16 protein-coding genes and 1 pseudogene are annotated in these 17359 nt (G+C 65.0%); 6 read left to right on the forward strand and 11 right to left on the reverse strand.

All coding sequences use genetic code 11. The features are described from left to right. Window positions 1–13: 13 nt before the first annotated feature. Window positions 14–135, forward strand: a pseudogene (locus JQ580_RS34385) (aquaporin family protein); the annotation flags it as partial. Between the two features lie 157 nt (window positions 136–292). Further along, window positions 293–991, forward strand: a complete 699-nt coding sequence (locus tag JQ580_RS30235) for an ABC transporter permease (protein ID WP_212284428.1) — start codon at window positions 293–295, stop codon at window positions 989–991. On the opposite strand, the gene JQ580_RS30240 is transcribed toward JQ580_RS30235, so the two are convergent. Together JQ580_RS30240 and JQ580_RS30245 are read right to left on the reverse strand one after the other, a co-directional pair. Continuing rightward, window positions 965–1774, reverse strand: a complete 810-nt coding sequence (locus JQ580_RS30240) for an ABC transporter substrate-binding protein (RefSeq protein ID WP_212284430.1) — start codon at window positions 1772–1774, stop codon at window positions 965–967. The genes JQ580_RS30235 and JQ580_RS30240 overlap by 27 nt on opposite strands. A 90-nt stretch (window positions 1775–1864) precedes the next feature. After that, entirely contained in the window at window positions 1865–2200 is a 336-nt protein-coding gene (locus JQ580_RS30245) for a hypothetical protein (protein ID WP_212284432.1), read from the reverse strand. A gap of 289 nt (window positions 2201–2489) precedes the next feature. On the opposite strand from JQ580_RS30245, the gene JQ580_RS30250 reads away from it, so the two are divergent. The 3 genes from JQ580_RS30250 (at window position 2490) to JQ580_RS30260 (ending at window position 6422) form a co-directional block, all read left to right on the forward strand. Then, window positions 2490–3722 carry a hypothetical protein gene (locus JQ580_RS30250; RefSeq protein WP_212284434.1) on the forward strand — a complete coding sequence of 411 codons (1233 nt, stop codon included), beginning with the start codon at window positions 2490–2492 and terminating at the stop codon, window positions 3720–3722. A 64-nt stretch (window positions 3723–3786) separates the two neighbouring features. After that, window positions 3787–4068 (forward strand): Plug domain-containing protein, encoded by a 282-nt coding sequence (locus tag JQ580_RS30255; protein ID WP_212284436.1) that lies wholly within the window; start codon window positions 3787–3789, stop codon window positions 4066–4068. A gap of 350 nt (window positions 4069–4418) precedes the next feature. Beyond that, window positions 4419–6422: a putative bifunctional diguanylate cyclase/phosphodiesterase gene (locus JQ580_RS30260; RefSeq protein ID WP_212284438.1), complete on the forward strand. Its 2004-nt coding sequence runs from the start codon at window positions 4419–4421 to the stop codon at window positions 6420–6422. A 12-nt stretch (window positions 6423–6434) separates the two neighbouring features. On the opposite strand, the gene JQ580_RS30265 is transcribed toward JQ580_RS30260, so the two are convergent. The 8 genes from JQ580_RS30265 to JQ580_RS30300 are packed head-to-tail and all read right to left on the reverse strand — an operon-like array spanning window position 6435 to window position 14811. Then, window positions 6435–7154: an ABC transporter ATP-binding protein gene (locus JQ580_RS30265; protein WP_212284440.1), complete on the reverse strand. Its 720-nt coding sequence runs from the start codon at window positions 7152–7154 to the stop codon at window positions 6435–6437. Continuing rightward, the gene (locus JQ580_RS30270; protein ID WP_212284442.1) at window positions 7147–7902 is read right to left on the reverse strand and encodes an ABC transporter ATP-binding protein; all 756 of its coding nucleotides are present in this window, start codon (window positions 7900–7902) and stop codon (window positions 7147–7149) included. Before JQ580_RS30270 ends, JQ580_RS30265 begins: the two co-directional genes overlap by 8 nt. Continuing rightward, entirely contained in the window at window positions 7899–8897 is a 999-nt protein-coding gene (locus JQ580_RS30275; protein WP_212284444.1) for a branched-chain amino acid ABC transporter permease, read from the reverse strand. The genes JQ580_RS30270 and JQ580_RS30275 overlap by 4 nt, the downstream gene beginning before the upstream one ends. Continuing rightward, window positions 8894–9769: a branched-chain amino acid ABC transporter permease gene (locus JQ580_RS30280; RefSeq protein ID WP_212284445.1), complete on the reverse strand. Its 876-nt coding sequence runs from the start codon at window positions 9767–9769 to the stop codon at window positions 8894–8896. The genes JQ580_RS30275 and JQ580_RS30280 overlap by 4 nt, the downstream gene beginning before the upstream one ends. 11 nt (window positions 9770–9780) lie before the next feature. Beyond that, window positions 9781–11022 (reverse strand): ABC transporter substrate-binding protein, encoded by a 1242-nt coding sequence (locus tag JQ580_RS30285; protein ID WP_212284447.1) that lies wholly within the window; start codon window positions 11020–11022, stop codon window positions 9781–9783. 35 nt (window positions 11023–11057) lie between these two features. Further along, window positions 11058–13433, reverse strand: coding sequence for a xanthine dehydrogenase family protein molybdopterin-binding subunit (locus JQ580_RS30290; protein ID WP_212284449.1), 2376 nt, complete (start codon window positions 13431–13433; stop codon window positions 11058–11060). Continuing rightward, a complete protein-coding gene (locus tag JQ580_RS30295; RefSeq protein WP_212284451.1) occupies window positions 13430–13954 on the reverse strand; it encodes a (2Fe-2S)-binding protein in 525 nt (174 codons plus the stop codon). The genes JQ580_RS30290 and JQ580_RS30295 overlap by 4 nt, the downstream gene beginning before the upstream one ends. Continuing rightward, window positions 13951–14811 (reverse strand): FAD binding domain-containing protein, encoded by an 861-nt coding sequence (locus JQ580_RS30300; RefSeq protein ID WP_212284485.1) that lies wholly within the window; start codon window positions 14809–14811, stop codon window positions 13951–13953. The genes JQ580_RS30295 and JQ580_RS30300 overlap by 4 nt, the downstream gene beginning before the upstream one ends. 254 nt (window positions 14812–15065) lie before the next feature. On the opposite strand from JQ580_RS30300, the gene JQ580_RS30305 reads away from it, so the two are divergent. Next, window positions 15066–15686, forward strand: coding sequence for a TetR/AcrR family transcriptional regulator (locus JQ580_RS30305; protein ID WP_212284453.1), 621 nt, complete (start codon window positions 15066–15068; stop codon window positions 15684–15686). Here the strand turns inward: JQ580_RS30305 and hutU are convergent, their stop codons facing one another. After that, on the reverse strand, window positions 15687–17357 hold the full coding sequence (hutU, locus tag JQ580_RS30310; protein WP_212284455.1) for a urocanate hydratase: 1671 nt from the start codon (window positions 17355–17357) through the stop codon (window positions 15687–15689). Window positions 17358–17359 lie beyond the last annotated feature (2 nt).

Consider the following 17359-nt stretch of genomic DNA (forward strand, 5'->3'; position numbering starts at 1 on the left):
GCGTTCCCGCTTTGCTGCGGTGGTCGGCTCCGGGGTCACGGCGAAGCTCCTGACGGAAACGTCGCGCTGACGATGCTGTCCAATACGATCGCCACCGGCGCAATCCTCGTGGTGCTGATCCTGATCTTCGCCCCGACGGTCACTTTCCGAATGAATCGCGTTTGCAAACCGTCCCTCCCGGGTATTCTGTGCCGGTCAGCAAGACTCACAGGAACCGGTCCGTGAAGAGACTTCGAAAACCCGATATCGACCATCAGGAGGCATTCCGCCCGGCGCCAGCGCGTCAGGCCGCATGAACGACTTCGCACGATCCATTGGCGCAGCGTTCTCGCTGATCGGCGAAGCCGACGCCGAGCTGCTCGGCATCGTCGCATTGTCGGTGCGCGTCAGCCTGACCGCGAGCGTCATGGCGCTCCTGATCGGTGCACCGATCGGTGCCTTGCTTGCGATCACGCGTTTCCGCGGGCGTCAGGTCATCATCGTGCTGACCAATGCGCTGCTCGGCCTTCCGCCGGTCGTGGTCGGGCTCGCTCTCTATCTTCTGCTATCGCGGTCCGGCCCGCTCGGGGCGGCCGGACTGCTGTTCACGCCGGCCGCCATGGTGATCGCGCAGACGCTGCTCGCCACCCCGATCGTGGTGGCGCTGGTGCACCGGCCCGCGAGCCTGCTGTGGGCGGAATATGGCGACCTCGCACGGATCGACGGGCTGTCGGCCTTCCGCAGCATGGCGCTGCTGTTCGCGCTCGGACGCACCTCGCTGCTGACGGCCTTTCTCGCGGCGTTCGGACGCGCCATCGCCGAGGTCGGCGCCATCATCATCGTCGGCGGCAACATCCGCGGCTTCACGCGGACGATGACGACCGCGATCGCGCTGGAGACCAGCAAGGGCGATCTGCCGCTGGCGCTCGGATTGGGGCTGATCCTGCTTGCGCTCAGCGTGGCGGTGTCGACCGTTGCCTTCGTGCTAGTGGGACGCGTTGGGGAAAAATAGCTGCTCGCCGCCGACCTTATAGCCGGCGATCGCCTGTTGCCCCTTCGGCGAGACCAACCAGTCGATGAAGGCCTGCCCGTCCTTCGCCTCCACGTTCGCATGCTTGGCCGGGTCGACCAGCATAACGCCGTATTGGTTGAACAGCCGCTTGTCACCCTCGGTCAGGACCGCAAGCTCGCCCCGATTCTTGAAGGACAGCCAGGTGCCGCGGTCCGACAGAACATAAGCGTTCGATGACGACGCCATGTTCAGCGCGGGGCCCATGCCCTGGCCGATCTCGCGATACCAGCTGTCCTTGCCGGCGCCGAGATCGACGCCCGCCTCCTTCCACAGCCGGAGCTCGGCTGCATGCGTACCGGACTTGTCGCCGCGCGAGATGAATGGCGCCTTGGCGGCCGCGATCTTGCGCAGCGCATCGGCGACGTCCTTGCCGCCCGCGATTTTCGCCGGATCGCTCTTGGGACCGACGATGACGAAGTCGTTGTACATGACGTCGAAGCGCCTCACGCCCTGCCCTTCGGACATGAACTTGTCCTCGGCAACCCGGTCATGGACGAACACCACGTCGGCATCACCACGCCGCCCGATATCGAGCGCCTGGCCGGTACCCACGGCAACGACCTTCACGCTGATGCCCTCGTCTTTCGAGAACAACGGCAGCAGATGGTCGAACAGGCCCGATTGTTCCGTCGAGGTGGTCGAGGCGACCGTGATGGTGCGGTCCTGCGCGAGCGCGATGGTGGACCAGAGCAGAACCGCTCCGACCGCGGCTATTCTTTTCATGTCTCGTCCCTGCAGCAGATGCGAGTGCTCCAGCCTAGCCCGAGAGAACGACACGGGGAACCTGCATTCGGTGCAGATATGCATCGTTCGTCAACGACCTGGACAATACCGCATCACACGGCGGACGCCCTGCGGCTCCGGCTCCTTCATCCATTCGATCTTCCAGGCCTGCCAAAGCTTGTCGTCGTCGATGACATACGCAAAGGACGTTGTCGAAAAGCCCTTGTCGTTGCGAACCGTGATCTCGCCGCAGGCTACCTCGATCGCGCGACCGTCCGGATCGGACGCGGGGCTGGTCCAGGAGATGTGAATCTCAGCATTGGACGGAATGAGGTGAGCCGCGATTTTCGGAGTGAGATCGTCCGCAAGCGCGGTGGCACCGACGAGCGCTGCGATGATCGCAGCCAGACAGATCTTGTGGATCACGTTTCCTCTCCTTCGCTTTCGAAGCAGAGCGTCAGCATTTCGGCCCGGTTGGACTGTGGTCGCCGTCACATCGGCCGGCCAAGTCAAGGCACTACAAGATTTTTCGGGCTCGCCGTCATGGCTGATGTATCATCCCTCACCGCCACGCTGCAGATGTTCTGCAATTGATCTCCCGTGCATTGACAGGGGCGTGACGGCCGGGGCAGTTTTTCACATTGCTGGCGAATCAGCGATTGCCTCACGCCGAGTACCTCTTGGACAACTCCCAGTGCTGTCGAGACTGATATCGTTGCTGCGCCGCATCCCCGCGGTGAAATGGGCGTTCACCCGGCTTCGGCCGTTGCCGCATGGCGGCAGCATCGACGGTGCGACGGTCGTCGCGGAACAACTTGTCATTGTCGCCGACAGCGCCGAAGCTCTTCCGACGCTCAATACCGGCATCAGCTCTGAACTGCTGCGCAGTGATGCCGCGGTCGCCCAGAACGACACTGCCCATCCTGTCATCGCGGAAACACCAGCTGATGTCGGAGGCGGCGACGATTCCTTGCAGAAGGTGCCGGCTGAATTCCAGCCGGTCTTTGTGGCTGAGGTTTTGGCTTCGGACGAAGTGGCTGGCGAGACAGTCGATGGTCACAAACCAGTCGGTGGTCCAGAACCCGTCGAAGGCGATGATGCGCCTGCGGAGCTTTCGACGACACTCGAGCTCGTCGCCGCCGAAGCGGTCGCGACCATCGACGTCGCCGACGAGCCCGCCAAAGCGGCCGAGCCCGTCATCAGCAGCGATCCATCTCCCGAACTCGCGGCTGACGTTGAGCCTGCTGTGGCGGAGGAGACCTCGTCCAATGTCGCGATCGCTTCCGTTGAGGTCGCTCCGGTTGATGCTCCCGCCCTCGTCGTTGCCGATGACCTCACCACTGATGCGGCCGTGGATGTCGAGCCCGTTCTAGACGGCTCCCAGGTCCCGCCTGCCGATCGCGCTTTTTCGGCCAAGCCCGTCGCTGAAGACAGTCTCGACAGCGACGCCACCTCCGGCGCTGCGATGGCCATCGAGCCAGCCACGGCAGCCGGTCCCACCCACGTCGCTGCGGAGAATTTTTCGGCTGACGCAGTCGTGGTTATTCCTGATGAGCCGGATCCGGCTCTCGCGGCTCCAGTCGAAAAGATTCGCACTGCGCCCAAACTTCGCGCGAAAGCCGCGGAACCTGCCGATCGCACCGCGCTGATCCGGCAGCGCTGGGCGGAAAGCGGAATCAGGATGTGGAATCCCCGCCTTCACGGCACCGGTGACGCCACGCTGAACATCCAGGGCAGCGTCGGCCTGCTGCCGCCGGCAGTGGGCGAGACGATGCCGCGCTACGACAAGCTCGAGTTCAAGATGCTCGGCGGACAGATCGTCTGCGAGGGCGTCATCGTCGAGGCCCCCGCGCAGACGAGCCATCGCAACTTCACCCGGCTCGCCGAGCAAGAGAAGCTCGACCGGGTTCGCGAGCCGGTGCGGGAACGCCGGGCCGCTCTCGCCTGATCCTTTCCGCTGCAAGCGCCATCGCACCGTGCTAGGCTGAGGTTTCCCGAACGTGGGAGATCGCATGCCTGCAAAGCTATCCCGACTGATCGTGATCGCCGCCCTCTGCTTCTGCCAGCCGGCTTTTGCTGCGGGCAAGCGGCCAGGTCAGGCAGTCGCGGCCGCTCCCGCGACCGATCGAGCCGCACCCTATAAGGCGGACCGGCTCTCTTCCTCGCGCGGCGAGACGATCCTCGACACGCCCGGCCGGACCACCGTGCTGACGCGAGAAATCCTCGACGACATGAACGCGAGGGGCCTCCGCGATGCCATGCGCTCGACCGCCGGCGTCACGATCGGACGCTAGGCGATCCGCATTCCCAAACCACGCACCGGATCCTTTCGCCAAACCGAGTGAGCTTGCGCCCTACGCGACGGTCTATCGGGGGATCTCGACGAGCGGCTCGCACATCCGCGGTGCGGCAATAGGTTGCGCCGACGCATATGGTTAGCGGAATGTAGCGTCGCCTATTGCAGGCGTTTGCAACCGATCGGCGGAGTTCTGCCACCTCTTATGCTTAACGTGGCCTCACCAGTCACTGGCCCCGAGCATCTGCGGCACGCGCAACCTGCGACGAGGTGATCGATCTAACGCCCCCTTTACCTGAGCCGTGCAAGATCGCCCGCGTTTTGAAAGTATCCAGGGCTCGTATTGCAATGCCTGTCGCCAGATTTAAGGCTCACTTCTCCACCGTCGCGGATTGGTTCCGGGTCCCGGCCGACAATCCCGAGCTGACGCGCGCGCAGTTCGAAGCCTTCTCCAAGCAGATGCCGCTGCTCTATTTCATCCTGATCACGAACACGATCGCGGTCGCCTATACCTACGTGCCGCTGGCGCCTGCATCGCTCAGCATGATCGTGCCCGGCATATTGATCGCGGTGGCCGGCTATCGGACCTTCTGGTGGCTGCGGCAGCGCCACGTCGTACGCAGCGATGCCGACATCCTGCGCAGTTTGCGTCTCACCAACTGGATCGCGGCGCCGATCGCAGCGGGCTTCACCGCCTGGTCGTTCGCGCTCTATCCCTACGGAGATCCATTTGCCAAGAGCCAGGTTGCCTTCTACATGGCGGTGACCGTGATCGGCTGCATCTTCTCGCTGATGCATCTGCGTTCGTCCGCGCTGATCGTGACCCTGGTCGTCGACGTACCCTATGTGGTGTTCTATTTCGCCACGGGCGAGCCGACGCTGGAAGCGATGGCGATCAACAATCTGCTGGTCACCGGCGCGATGGTGACGGTGCTGACCATCTACTACCGGGACTTCGCCGATCTCGTCGCGAGCCGCAAGTCGCTGCTGGCACAGCAAACGGCGACCCAGGCGCTCTCGGACGAGAACTTCCGCCTCGCCAATCTCGATTCCCTCACCGAGCTGCCGAACCGCCGCCGATTCTTCGCCGAGCTGTCGAACGCCTTTGCCGACGCCGAGCGCAGAAAGGTTCGCGTCGCGGTCGGTATCATCGACCTCGACGGCTTCAAGCCGATCAACGACAATTACGGCCACAGCGTCGGCGACCGCGTCCTGATCGAGGCGGGCCGCCGCATCCGCGAGGTCTGCGAGGGCTTCGGCCCGCAGCGCGTGGAGTTCGCCCGGCTCGGCGGCGACGAATTCGGCCTCGTCGTGTGCGGCGATCCCGAAGACGCCGACTTGGCGCGGCTCGGCGAGCGCATCGGTGCGCAGGTGAAGCTGCCCTACCAGCTCGACACCGCCCACACCGGCCTGTCCTGCTCGATCGGCTTTGCGTCGTATCCGGACTCCGCGACGACGTCGGAAGCTCTCTATGAATGTGCCGACTATTCGCTCTATCACGCCAAGCGCCATCAACGCGGACGCACCGTGATCTTCTCGGGCGAGCTCGAAGCCGAGATCCGCAGCCGCGGCGTCATCGAAAACCTGCTGCGCACCTCCGATTTCGGCGCCGAGATGGAGCTGGTGTTCCAGCCGATCGTCGATGCCATGAGCGAGCACACCGCAGGTTTCGAGACGCTGGCGCGCTGGCACAGCCCCCGCCTCGGCTGGGTCTCCCCCGCCGACTTCATTCCCGCCGCCGAGCGCATCGGCCTGATCCGTCCGTTGACGCAGGCCCTGCTGACGCGGGCGCTGGCGACGGCCAAGACCTGGCCCGACGACATCCGCCTGTCGTTCAACCTGTCCGCTCACGACGTCTGTGCCGCCGAAGGCATCCTGCCGCTGATCTCCATCATCGAGAAGAGCGGGCTGTCGCCGCGACGGATCGATTTCGAGATCACCGAGACTGCCGTCACCTTCGATTTCGTGCGCGCGCAGCAGTCGATCGCGACGCTGAAAGCCATGGGCTGCGGCATCTCGCTGGACGATTTCGGCACCGGCTATTCCTCGCTGAGCCACGTGCACCGGTTGCCGCTCGACAAGATCAAGGTCGACCGCAGCTTCGTCGCCGACGTCAATGAAAATCCGGTCAGTCACAAGATCATCAAGTCGCTGACGGGCCTCTGCGACGACATGGAGATCGCCTGCGTCGTCGAAGGCGTGGAGACCCGCGCCCAGCTCGACACCCTGCGCCGGCTCGGCTGCGACTTCATCCAGGGTTACTATTTCGCCAAGCCCATGTCGGCCGATGCGATCGGCGACTATCTCGCGAACGAACGCCAGCGCCTCGACGCTGCCAAGGTCGTGGCCTAGCTGAACCAGACGTCAGACCGCGCAGTAGCGCTCCTGGATATCCTTGTCCGCGAGCAGCGCTGCAGCGCTGCTTTGATGCACGACCTCGCCCTGGTCGATGATCACGGCCCGATCGGCCAGCCGCAGCGCCCATTCGACGTTCTGCTCGACCAGCAGCAGCGTCTTGCCCTCGTCGCGCAGGCGGCGGAACAGCATGCCCATCTCCTCGACCAGCACAGGCATGATGCCCTCCGAGGGTTCGTCCAGCAGGATCATCCTGGGCTTGCCGATCAGTGCGCGTGCGATCGCCAGCATCTGCTGCTCGCCGCCGGAGAGCGTCACGCCTTCCTGGTCCAGCCGCTGCTTCAAGCGCGGGAAGGTCTCGGCGATCTCGTCGATGGCCGCGCGCTCGTCGATCTCGCTGCCGGCCGCGACCAGACCGAGGCGCAGGTTCTCGCGCACCGACAGCCCGGGAACGATACGCCGCTCCTCGGGTACGTAAGCTAAGCCAAGGTGGAAGCGCTGATGGGCACGCAGCGGCAGGAGCTCCCTGCCCGCAAAGCGCACGCGGCCGGTCGCCTTCGGCATCAGGCCCATCATGGCTCGCAAGGTCGTGGTCTTGCCGGCGCCGTTGCGACCGACGAGGGCAACCACCTCGCCTTCCTTCACGTGCAGCGAGATGCCGTGGAGGATGTGGCTCGCGCCATACCAGGCGTGGAGGTCTTCGATTTCGAGCAGCGCGGTCTCAGCCATAACCCTCACTCTGTCCGAGATAGACCCGGCGCACGTCCGGATTGCTCCTGATGTCGTCGGGCGCGCCGTCCGCGAGCAGACGGCCATGGTGCAGCACCACGACCCGCTTGGACAAGCCCAGCACCATCTTCATCTTGTGTTCCACCAGAAGCACGGTGCGCTTGTCGGCGAGCCGCTCGAGCAGCGCGACCATGTCCTTGGTCTCCTCCGGACCCATGCCAGCGGTCGGCTCGTCGAGCAGGAGCAACTCCGGCTCGGAGACCAGCGCGATCGCGATCTCCAGCGCGCGCTGCTGGCCATGCGAGAGGAATTTCGCCAGATCGCCGCGCTTGCCGAGCAGGCCGACCGCGTCCAGCGCCGCATCGGCACGCCCATGCAATTCGGTCAGCCGGGCACGGTCGCGCCAGATGTCGAAGCTCACGGTCAGCGCCTGGGCTGCGACGCGCACGTTCTCGTGCACGGACAGGTCGGGGAAGATGTTCGTGATCTGATAGGAGCGCGAAATGCCCTGATGCACGAAACGGTGCTGCGGCAGGCCGTTCAGTTCGCGCCCGCGGAAGTGCAATTTGCCCGACGTCGGCGTCAACACACCGGAGAGGATGTTGAAGAACGTGCTCTTGCCCGCGCCGTTCGGCCCGATGATCGAGGTGAGCTGCCCCGCCGCAAAGGACAGGGTAATATCCTCGAGCGCCACGAAGCCCCCGAAGCGCTTGCCGATGCCTTCGGCGCGGAGCAGTTCGCCGCTCATCGCCGCGCCTTTCCGATGCCAAGGGTATCGAGCAGCGTGCCCCAGATGCCCTTGGGCAGGAACAGCACGAACAGCACGAAGATCGCGCCGACGAAGATCTGCCAATGCGGCGTCCACAGCGAGATGACGTCCTCCAGGATCAGGAAGCTCGCCGCGCCGACGAAGGGGCCGAAGAAGCTGCGAGCGCCACCGAGCAGCACCATCATCACGATCATGCCCGAAGTCTGGTAGTGCAGGAGGTCGAGCGGCACGATCGACAGGTGCAGCGCCAGCATGCAGCCGCCGAGCGAAGAGATCGCGCCGGACAGCATGAACACGACCAGCTTGCTGCGCTCGACGTCGTAGCCGCAGGCCCGCGCGCGTTGCTCGTTCTCGCGGATCGCCTCGATGACGGCCCCGAACGGCGAATTCAGGATGCGCGACTGGAACCACATCGCCAGCGCCGCAAGCGCCATCAGCACGTAATATTTGTTGACGGGATCGAGGAAGTTGACCTGGAGGCCGAAGAGGCTGATGCGATCGACGGTGAAGCCGCGCAGGCCGTTCTCGCCACCGGTGAAGGAGGAGGCCTGCAGCGCGACGTAGTAGACCAGTTGCGCCAGAGCGAGCGTCACCATGGAGAAATAGATCCCGCGAGTGCGCGTCGAGATAATGCCGATCACGGCTGCCAGGCAGGTGCTGAGCAACACGGCGATCGCGACCGCGGCGAACCACGGCACGCCGTAGCGGCCGATCGCAATGCCGGTGAAGTAGGCGCCCGCACCGAAGAACGCGGCCTGACCGAACGACAGCAGCCCGGTGTAGCCGAACAGCAGATTGTAGCCAATCACCACGACGCCGTAGATCAGGACGTTGACGGCCAGCGCCTTGGACGGCAGCAGCCATGGCAATAGCGCCAGCACGGCGATGGAGAGCAGCACGCGGTGGTCGAGAACCCGGCCGAGCCCGCCCGGCGCAGGCTTGGCGAGAGCCTCGCCGCTCGAAGGGTGCGTCACGCCGTCCTCCCTCTCACGCCGAACAGGCCTTGCGGGCGGATCAGCAGCACCACCGCCATCAGCGCGAACATCACGATGGTCGCCATTTCAGGGGCGAACAGCGCCACCAGGCTGATGGAAATGCCGACCATGAGGCCGGCCAAGACCGCGCCGACGATCGAGCCGAGGCCGCCGATCACGGTCACGACAAAGGCCTCTGCCAGAACCAGCGAGCCCATCTCCGGATTGACGCTGCGCATCGGCCCCGCGAGTACGCCGCCGAGCGCGGCAAGCCCGACGCCGAGCCCGAAAATGGCGAGCCACACCCGGCCGATGTCGACGCCGAGCACCTGCATGATGGTGGGATCGCGCGCACCCGCACGCACGATCAGGCCGACACGGGTCTTCTCCAGCGTCAGCCAGAGCGCCAGCAGCACCACCGCCACCAGCGCGATGACGAAGAGGCGATAGCGCGGGAAGAAGCCGATACCGAGATCGAGCACGCCGATCAGCTGCGGCGGGGTCGGAAAGGGAATGCCGTCGCTGCCGAACACGATGCGAACGCCCTCGACCAGGATGTAGCTGAGGCCGAAGGTGAGCAGCAGGGGATCGTCGATCGAGCGTCCGTAGAGCCTGCGGATCAGCACGAGCTCGATCAGCATGCCGAAGGCGCCGATCAGGATGGGCGCAAGCAGCAGCCCCCACCAGAAGCTTCCCGTCAGCGAGGCCAGATACAGCCCCGCATAGGCCCCGATCATGAACAGCGCGCCATGGGCGAAATTGACCACCCCAAGCATGCCGAACACGATCGTCAGTCCGAGCGCAGTGATCACCAGGACCGCGCCAAGCGCGATCCCGGAGAGGAGCTGCATGATGATCAGCGACAGGTCCATCGGCTCAAGTCTTAGGTCGCATGGCCGAGCTCGCTGCAGCTGCGCAGCATGTCGTCCGAGGCGGTGTCGTTGGCGAGAATGGCGAACAGGTCGTTGTCGCCCGCCATGGCGGACTTCTTCTTGGACTCCAGCACCAGCACCGACTGCACCGATTGATGATCGCATTTGCGATAATGCTGCGGCCCCTTGGTCAGATCATATTGCAGTTTCTCCAGCGCATCGATCACCTTGTCGGTGTCGGTGCCGCCGGCGGTCTGCATCGCGGCCAGCAACGATCCGACGCCGGAATAGCCGTAGGCGCCGTAATCGGTCGGGATCGCGCCGCCATTGGCGGCCTTGAACGCCGTGTTGAACGCAGCCGCCGACTTGCTCTGCGCCTCCAGGCCCCAATAATAATTGGCACCGCCGACCACGCCCTCGAACACGTCGGGGCCAACCGCGAGGCGCTGGTTGTGCAGGATCACCGGCACGACGATCTTCATCTGCTGCTTGACGCCAAAATCGACCGCCTGCTTGATCGCATTGGCCTGGTCGCGGCCGAAATTGGAAATGCACAGCACGTCCGGCCGCATCGACATCAGGCGCGGCATGAAGGTGGAATAATCGGCCGCACCGAACGGGTGCAGGATCTCGCCGACATTGTCCGCGCCGATCGCGGCCTGCGCGCGCTTGAAGCCACGCAGCATCTCATGGCCATAGGCATAGTCGGCGACGAGATGGGCGACCTTCATGCCCTTCTTCAGGGTCTGCCGCGCCACCGCAGCCGTCGTCATGTGCGGGTTCAGAGCCTCGTGGAAGGTGTACTTGCTGAAGTCCTTGGCCTCGTTGATGGTGTCGGACTGGCTGATCGACACGTAGATCACGCCGCGGGCGCGGGTGACCTCGTTGACCGCGAGTTGCACGGCGCTGGAGAGCGCGCCGACCACGGCGTGAACCTTGTCCTTCTCGATCAATTCGAGCGTCCGCGTCGCGGCCTCGCCGGCGTTGAGCTTGTCGTCCCGCACCAGCAGCTCGACCTTGCGGCCGCCGATGCCGCCCTTGTCGTTGACGAGCTTGACTGCGAGCTCGGCGCATTTGACCTGGTCGCGCGCTTCCGCCGCGAACGGGCCGGTCAGCGGCGTCGGAAACCCTATGCGGATCGTCTCGTCGGCGGCGCGGACAATACGCGGCATGGCGAGCAGGGCAGCGCCTGCCGAGAGGCCGGCGAGCACAGTGCGGCGGGTTATTTTCGGGGTCGAACCGGACTTAGGCATGATTTCCTCCAAGGTCTTTTTCGAGTGTCTTTTTTCTAGAAGCGCTTCAGGGCTGTCAGGACTTTCATCGGCGTGATCGGAATCGAATTGATCGTGGCGCCGAGCGGCGCGAGCGCGTCGTTGACGGCGTTGAGCACGCAGGCGGACGCCGCCGCCGTACCGGCCTCGCCGACCCCCTTGGCGCCGAGCTCGGTGTCGGCGGTCGGCGTCTCGACATGGGCAATGACGATGTCGGGCATCTCCATCGGCATCGGCACGAGATAGTCGGCGAGCGAGCCGTTCACGAGTTGGCCGGTGTCGCTGTAGCGACATTCCTCGAACAGCGCAGCGCCCAGCCCCTGCACGATACCGCCGCGCAGCTGCTCGTCGACCAGCATCGGATTGATGACGCGGCCACAATCCTCGACAATGAAGTGCTTCAGGAGCTTGATGAGCCCCGTCTCGACATCGACCTCCAGCGAGCAGCCTTGGATGCCGTTGGTGAAAGCGAACGGATAGCCTTGCGGCGCGAAATGATGGCTGACGGTCAGCTGGGCCTGCGTCCCCGGCGGGAGCGTATCGGAACGGAAATAGGCGATGCGTGCGATTTCCGAGATCGGCATCCGCTCGTTCTGCGTCGCCGCGTCCACCACCTGGCCATCGACGATATCGAGCGCCGACGGCCGTTCCTGGAGGATCAGTGCCGCGATCTCCAGGATGTTGCGCTTGAGCGCGCGCGTCGCCTGCAGCGCGGTCTCGCCGCCGATGCCGGCCCCGCGGCAGGCCCAGGTCGCGCCGCCGTGCGGCGTCACCTCGGTATCGCCGGTGATGACCTTGACGTGCTCCTGCGCAAGGCCGAGCTGGTCGGCCACGATCTGGCTGATGATCGCCTCGGTACCCTGCCCCTGCTCGGTGACCGAGATCAGGCAACGCACCTCGCCTGACGGCGTCAGGCTGAGGATCGCGCCGTCCTGCGAGGAGATGCGGGCGCCGCCGACCCCGTAGAACGCCGGGCTCGGATTGGTGATCTCGACGAAGGTTGCAATGCCGATGCCGCGATGGATGCCACGCTTGCGCAGGCCCGCCTGCTCCGCGCGCAAGCCGTCATAGTCCATGATCTCGTGCAGGCGCTTCAAGCAAGCCTGATGCGACAACGCCTCGAAGCGATAGCCGGTGGGTGACGTCTGCGGATAGGCGTCATCGGGGATGACGTTCTGCGCACGGATGGCGAAGGGATCGAGGCCGAGCTTGGCGGCCGCCATGTCAACGAGACGCTCGGTCACCGCGCAGGCGATGGGGTGGCCGACGGCGCGATACTGGCTGGTCTGCACCTTGTTCTGGAAGATCACCTCCAGCGTGGCGCGGTAGTTCTTGAAGCGATAGGGCGCGCCCATCAGGCGGATCACCTGGTTGCCCTCGACCACGCTGGTGCGCGGATAGGTCGAGAAGGCGCCGATCGCGGTCAGGTCCTCAACGTCCATCGCCAGGATCTCGCCCTTGCCGTCGAGTGCCATGCGGGCGCGGACGCGATGGTCGCGGGCGTGAATGTCGGAGACGAAGGACTCCATGCGATCGGCAACGTATTTCACCGGCCGGCCGAGCAGGATCGAGAGGCCGACCACCGCCATGTCCTCGTGATAGACATGCAGCTTCATCCCGAACGAGCCGCCGATATCGGTCGCGATCACGCGGACGCGGGCTTCCGGGATGTTGTAGTGGCGTGAGTAGAGGTCCTGAAACTGATACGGCGTCTGGGTGCCGTGATGCACGGTGAGCGTACCTGCGGACGGATCGTAGTCGGCGACGATCGCACGCGGCTCCAGCGTCACTGCGGTATGGCGGCCGAAGGTGAACTCCTCCTCCACCACATGGGCCGCATGCGCAAAGGCATCGTCGACGGTGCCGTTGTCGAGCTGGCTGCGGAAACAGGTGTTGTCGACGCTGCCGGAGTTGACCAGTGCGCCGCCGGCCTCGCGCGCGACGCCGAGATCCACGACGACAGGGAGGTCCTCGTAATCGACCTCGATCAGCTCCAGCGCATCTTCGGCGATCGCCCTGCTCTCGGCGACGACGGCAACCACCGCCTGCCCGGCCCAGACCACGCGATCCACCGGCAACGGCCATTGCGGCGCGGAGGTCATGCCCTTGAAATGATCCAGCGTTCCCGTCCACGGCGTGCAGATTTTTGCGAGATCTGCTCCCGTCGCCACGAGGTGCACGCCCTCGCGCGCGCAGGCGTCGCCGGTCTTAATCGCGACGATCTTCGCGTGCGCATGCGGACTGCGCAGGAACGCGGCGTAGAGCATGCGGGGCAGACGGAGATCGCTGACATAGCGACCCCGCCCGGCCAGCAACCGCTTGGCATTCGGCCGCGGCACGGAGCGTCCGATGTAGGAATTCGGGCGATCGAGCGAGGTCAGCGGCGCGGTCATGTTGCGCCTCCGCGCGTGCCGCGCGACTTGGCCACCGCGTCGATGGCGTCGACGATCGCCTCATAGCCGGTGCAGCGGCAATAATTGCCCGACAGCGCGTCGCGAATCTCCTCGCGACTCGGCTGCGCTACCTGCGAGAGTAGCTCGTGGGCGTTGACCAGCATACCCGGCGTGCAAAAGCCGCATTGCAGCGCATTGCGGCGGTGGAATTCAGCCTGGAGGTCCGCAATCGCGCCGCGCTCCGACAGTCCTTCGATGGTGTCGATGGTGGCGCCGTCGGCCTGCACGGCAAAGATCAGGCAGGAATGCACGGCGCGGCCGTCGAGCTGCACCAGGCAGGCACCGCAGGCGCCCATCTCGCAGCCGGCATGCGTACCGGTCAGCTCGAGCCTGTCGCGCAGGCAATCGACCAGCGTCTCCCGTGGCGTGACTTCGCAGACGACCTTGCGGCCGTTGACGACCAAGCGAATGCGCACCGTCTCGTCCGCCTCGTTCAGCACGCTATCGTCGAAGCCGCTCATGCTGCCTCACCGAGACGTCCGAGCAGGCGGCCAAGCAATACGCGGGCGAGATGCAGCCGCATCGCGGGCGGCACCTCGTCGCTCTCGGGCGGCGCGAGATCGCCTTCGAGCGCGCCTTGCGCGGCGGCAATCCGCTCCGCATCCAGGCGCTGGCCGATCAAGGTCGCCTCGGCCCCCCTCACCCGTGTCGGCGTATTGCCGACTGACAAGTACGAAATGCGGATGTCGTGGATGCGCTCGCCGGCGAAGGTCGCGAGCATACCGCAACCGACCAGGGCGTAATCCCCACGACGCCGCGCCAACTCGTCGAACGCAAAGCGTTGATCCGCCCTGAACAGCGGAACGTAGATTGCGGTGATCAGCTCACCGGGCTGTAGCGCCGTCTCGAACAGGTCGATGAAGAAGTTGTCGGCCTTGACGCGGCGGCGGCCTGAGGGCCCGGCGATCTCGATCTCGGCATCCAGCGCCAAGGTCATCGCAGGAAATTCGGAAGCAGGATCGGCCAGTGCGACGCTGCCGCCGAAGGTGCCGCGGTTGCGGATCGCGGGATGGGCCACGAACGGCGCCGCCGCATGCAGCAGCGGCGCGAACTCGGCGATCAAAGGCTCGCTCAGCATCTCGCAATGGCGCGTCAGCGCACCGATGCGCAAATGCCCGCCTTCGCGCCTGACCCCGCGCAGCTCGTCGATATGGGTGATGTCGATCAGCAGCCGCGGCGCCTGCAACCGCAGCGACAACGCCGGCACCAGGCTCTGGCCGCCGGCGATGAAACGCGCATCGTCCCCGGCGCGAGCGTGAGCATCCAGCGCCTGGTCGAGCGTCGCAGCACGAAAATAGCTGAAAGCCCTCGCCTTCACTGCCGTTTCCTCGAGATCCATCGGCTCATCAGCCGGGATGCCAGATTTGTAACCATCTGGTCTCAAAATCCTGACATGCCTCTCGGGGCCGGTCAACAGGAAATGACCATTTGGTCACAAAAGCACCTTGGGTTATGAAGACAGCGGCAGGTTGATTCAGCGACGAGATGGCCCGAAAAGCGCAGAAAACGGCGAAGCAACCGGCCCGCAAGCGGACCGCGACAGGCAGCAAGTCCGCGCCAAAGCGACGCAACATGCGCGCGGCCGACCGCGAGCGCGCGATCGTGGACGAGGCGGTCCGCTTCTTCGCAGAGCGCGGCTTCGAGGGGCAGACCCGCGAGCTTGCCAAGCGCATGGGCATCACGCATTCGGCGATCTATCGCCACTTCCCCAGCAAGGAAGCGTTGATCGAGCGTGTCTACCAGGAGGTCTATCTCAGCCGCTGGTCGCCCGATTGGGGTCCGATGATCCGCGATCGTTCCCTGTCGCTCGAAGCAAGGCTGACGCGCTTCTATCTCGACTATGTCGAGCGCGTGTTCGAGTACAATTGGGTGCGGATCTTCGTCTTCTCCGGCATGAAGTCGTTCGGCATCACCGGCCGCTATCTCGACATCGTCCGCCGCGAGATCATCGAGCCGGCGGCGGCCGAGTTGCGCCACGAGCTCAGGCTGCCCGACGCCAAGGCGCATTCATTGAGCGAGCGCGAGACCGAGCTGTTCTGGGGTTTGCACGGCCGTATCTTCTATCTTGCCATCCGCAAGTTCATCTACGAGACGCCGATCCCGCCCGATCTCGACGCCATCGTCCGCGACGCCGTCCAGACCTTCATGGACGGCGCGAAGACGACGATGCCGAAGCTGCTGGCGAGCAGCTAGCTACTTCGCCAGGCTCGGCAGATCGAGCCCCTTGTCGCGGGCGCAGTCGATCGCGGTCTCGTAGCCGGCATCGGCATGGCGCATCACGCCGCTGGCGGGATCGTTCCACAGCACACGCTCGATCCGCTTGGCGGCTTCCGGCGTGCCGTCGGCAACGATCACCATACCGGCATGCTGGGAATAGCCGATGCCGACGCCGCCGCCATGGTGCAGCGAGACCCAAGTTGCGCCGCTGGCGCAATTGAGCAGCGCATTGAGCAAGGGCCAGTCGGACACCGCGTCCGAGCCGTCCTTCATCGCCTCGGTCTCGCGATTGGGGCTCGCGACCGAGCCGCTGTCGAGATGATCGCGGCCGATCACGATCGGCGCTTTCAATTCACCGCGCGCCACCATCTCGTTGAAGGCGAGGCCGAGGCGATGGCGATCGCCGAGCCCGACCCAGCAGATCCGCGCCGGCAGGCCCTGAAACTTGATGCGCGCCTTTGCCATGTCGAGCCAATTGTGCAGATGCTTGTCGTCGGGCATCAGCTCCTTGACCTTGGCGTCGGTCTTGTAGATGTCCTCGGCATCGCCCGACAGCGCGGCCCAGCGGAAAGGCCCCACGCCGCGGCAGAACAGGGGGCGAATATAGGCGGGCACGAAGCCGGGGAAATCGAAGGCGTTCTTCAGGCCCATGTCCTGCGCCATCTGGCGGATGTTGTTGCCGTAGTCCAGCGTGGGGATTTCTTGCGCATGGAAATCCAGCATGGCCTGGACGTGTTCGACCATCGAGGTTTTTGAAGCGCGCTCGACCGCCTTCGGATCGGAGCTACGCCTGGCCTCCCACTCGGCGAGCGTCCAGCCTTTCGGCAAGTAGCCGTTGATCGGATCATGCGCGCTGGTCTGGTCGGTGACGATGTCGGGCTTGACGCCGCGGCGCACCAGCTCCGGGAAGATTTCCGCGGCATTGCCGAGCAGGCCGACCGAGACGGCCTTTTTCGTCGTCGCGGCGTCCGCCATGATCGCCAGCGCTTCGTCGAGCGTCGCGGCCTGTCGATCGAGATAGCCGGTGCGCAGGCGCATCTCGATGCGGCTCGGCTGGCACTCGACCGCGAGCATCGAGGCGCCGGCCATGGTCGCGGCCAGCGGCTGCGCGCCGCCCATGCCACCGAGGCCGGCGGTGAGAATCCACTTGCCGGCAAGGCTGCCGCCATAATGGCGACGGCCGACTTCGACGAACGTCTCGTAGGTGCCCTGCACGATGCCCTGGCTGCCGATATAGATCCACGAGCCCGCCGTCATCTGCCCGTACATCATCAGGCCCTTGCGATCGAGCTCGTTGAAATGGTCGAGCGTCGCCCAATGCGGCACGATGTTGGAGTTCGCGATCAGCACGCGCGGCGCGTCGGCATGAGTGCGGAACACGCCGACCGGCTTACCGGACTGTACCAGCAGCGTCTCGTCGGATTCGAGCTCGCGCAAGGCCGCAACGATCCGGTCGAAGCTCTCCCAGTCGCGCGCGGCGCGGCCGATGCCGCCATAGACGACGAGCTCGCTCGGGCGCTCCGCAACATCAGGGTCGAGATTGTTCATCAGCATGCGCAGCGGCGCTTCTGTCAGCCAGCTCTTGGCGCTGATCTCGCTGCCACGGGGCGAGCGGATGGTGCGGTCATTGTCCAGTCGGCGATTCATGC

Origin of the sequence: Bradyrhizobium sp. SZCCT0148 (assembly GCF_018129985.1) — a bacterium.
Taxonomy (GTDB): domain Bacteria; phylum Pseudomonadota; class Alphaproteobacteria; order Rhizobiales; family Xanthobacteraceae; genus Bradyrhizobium; species Bradyrhizobium japonicum_H.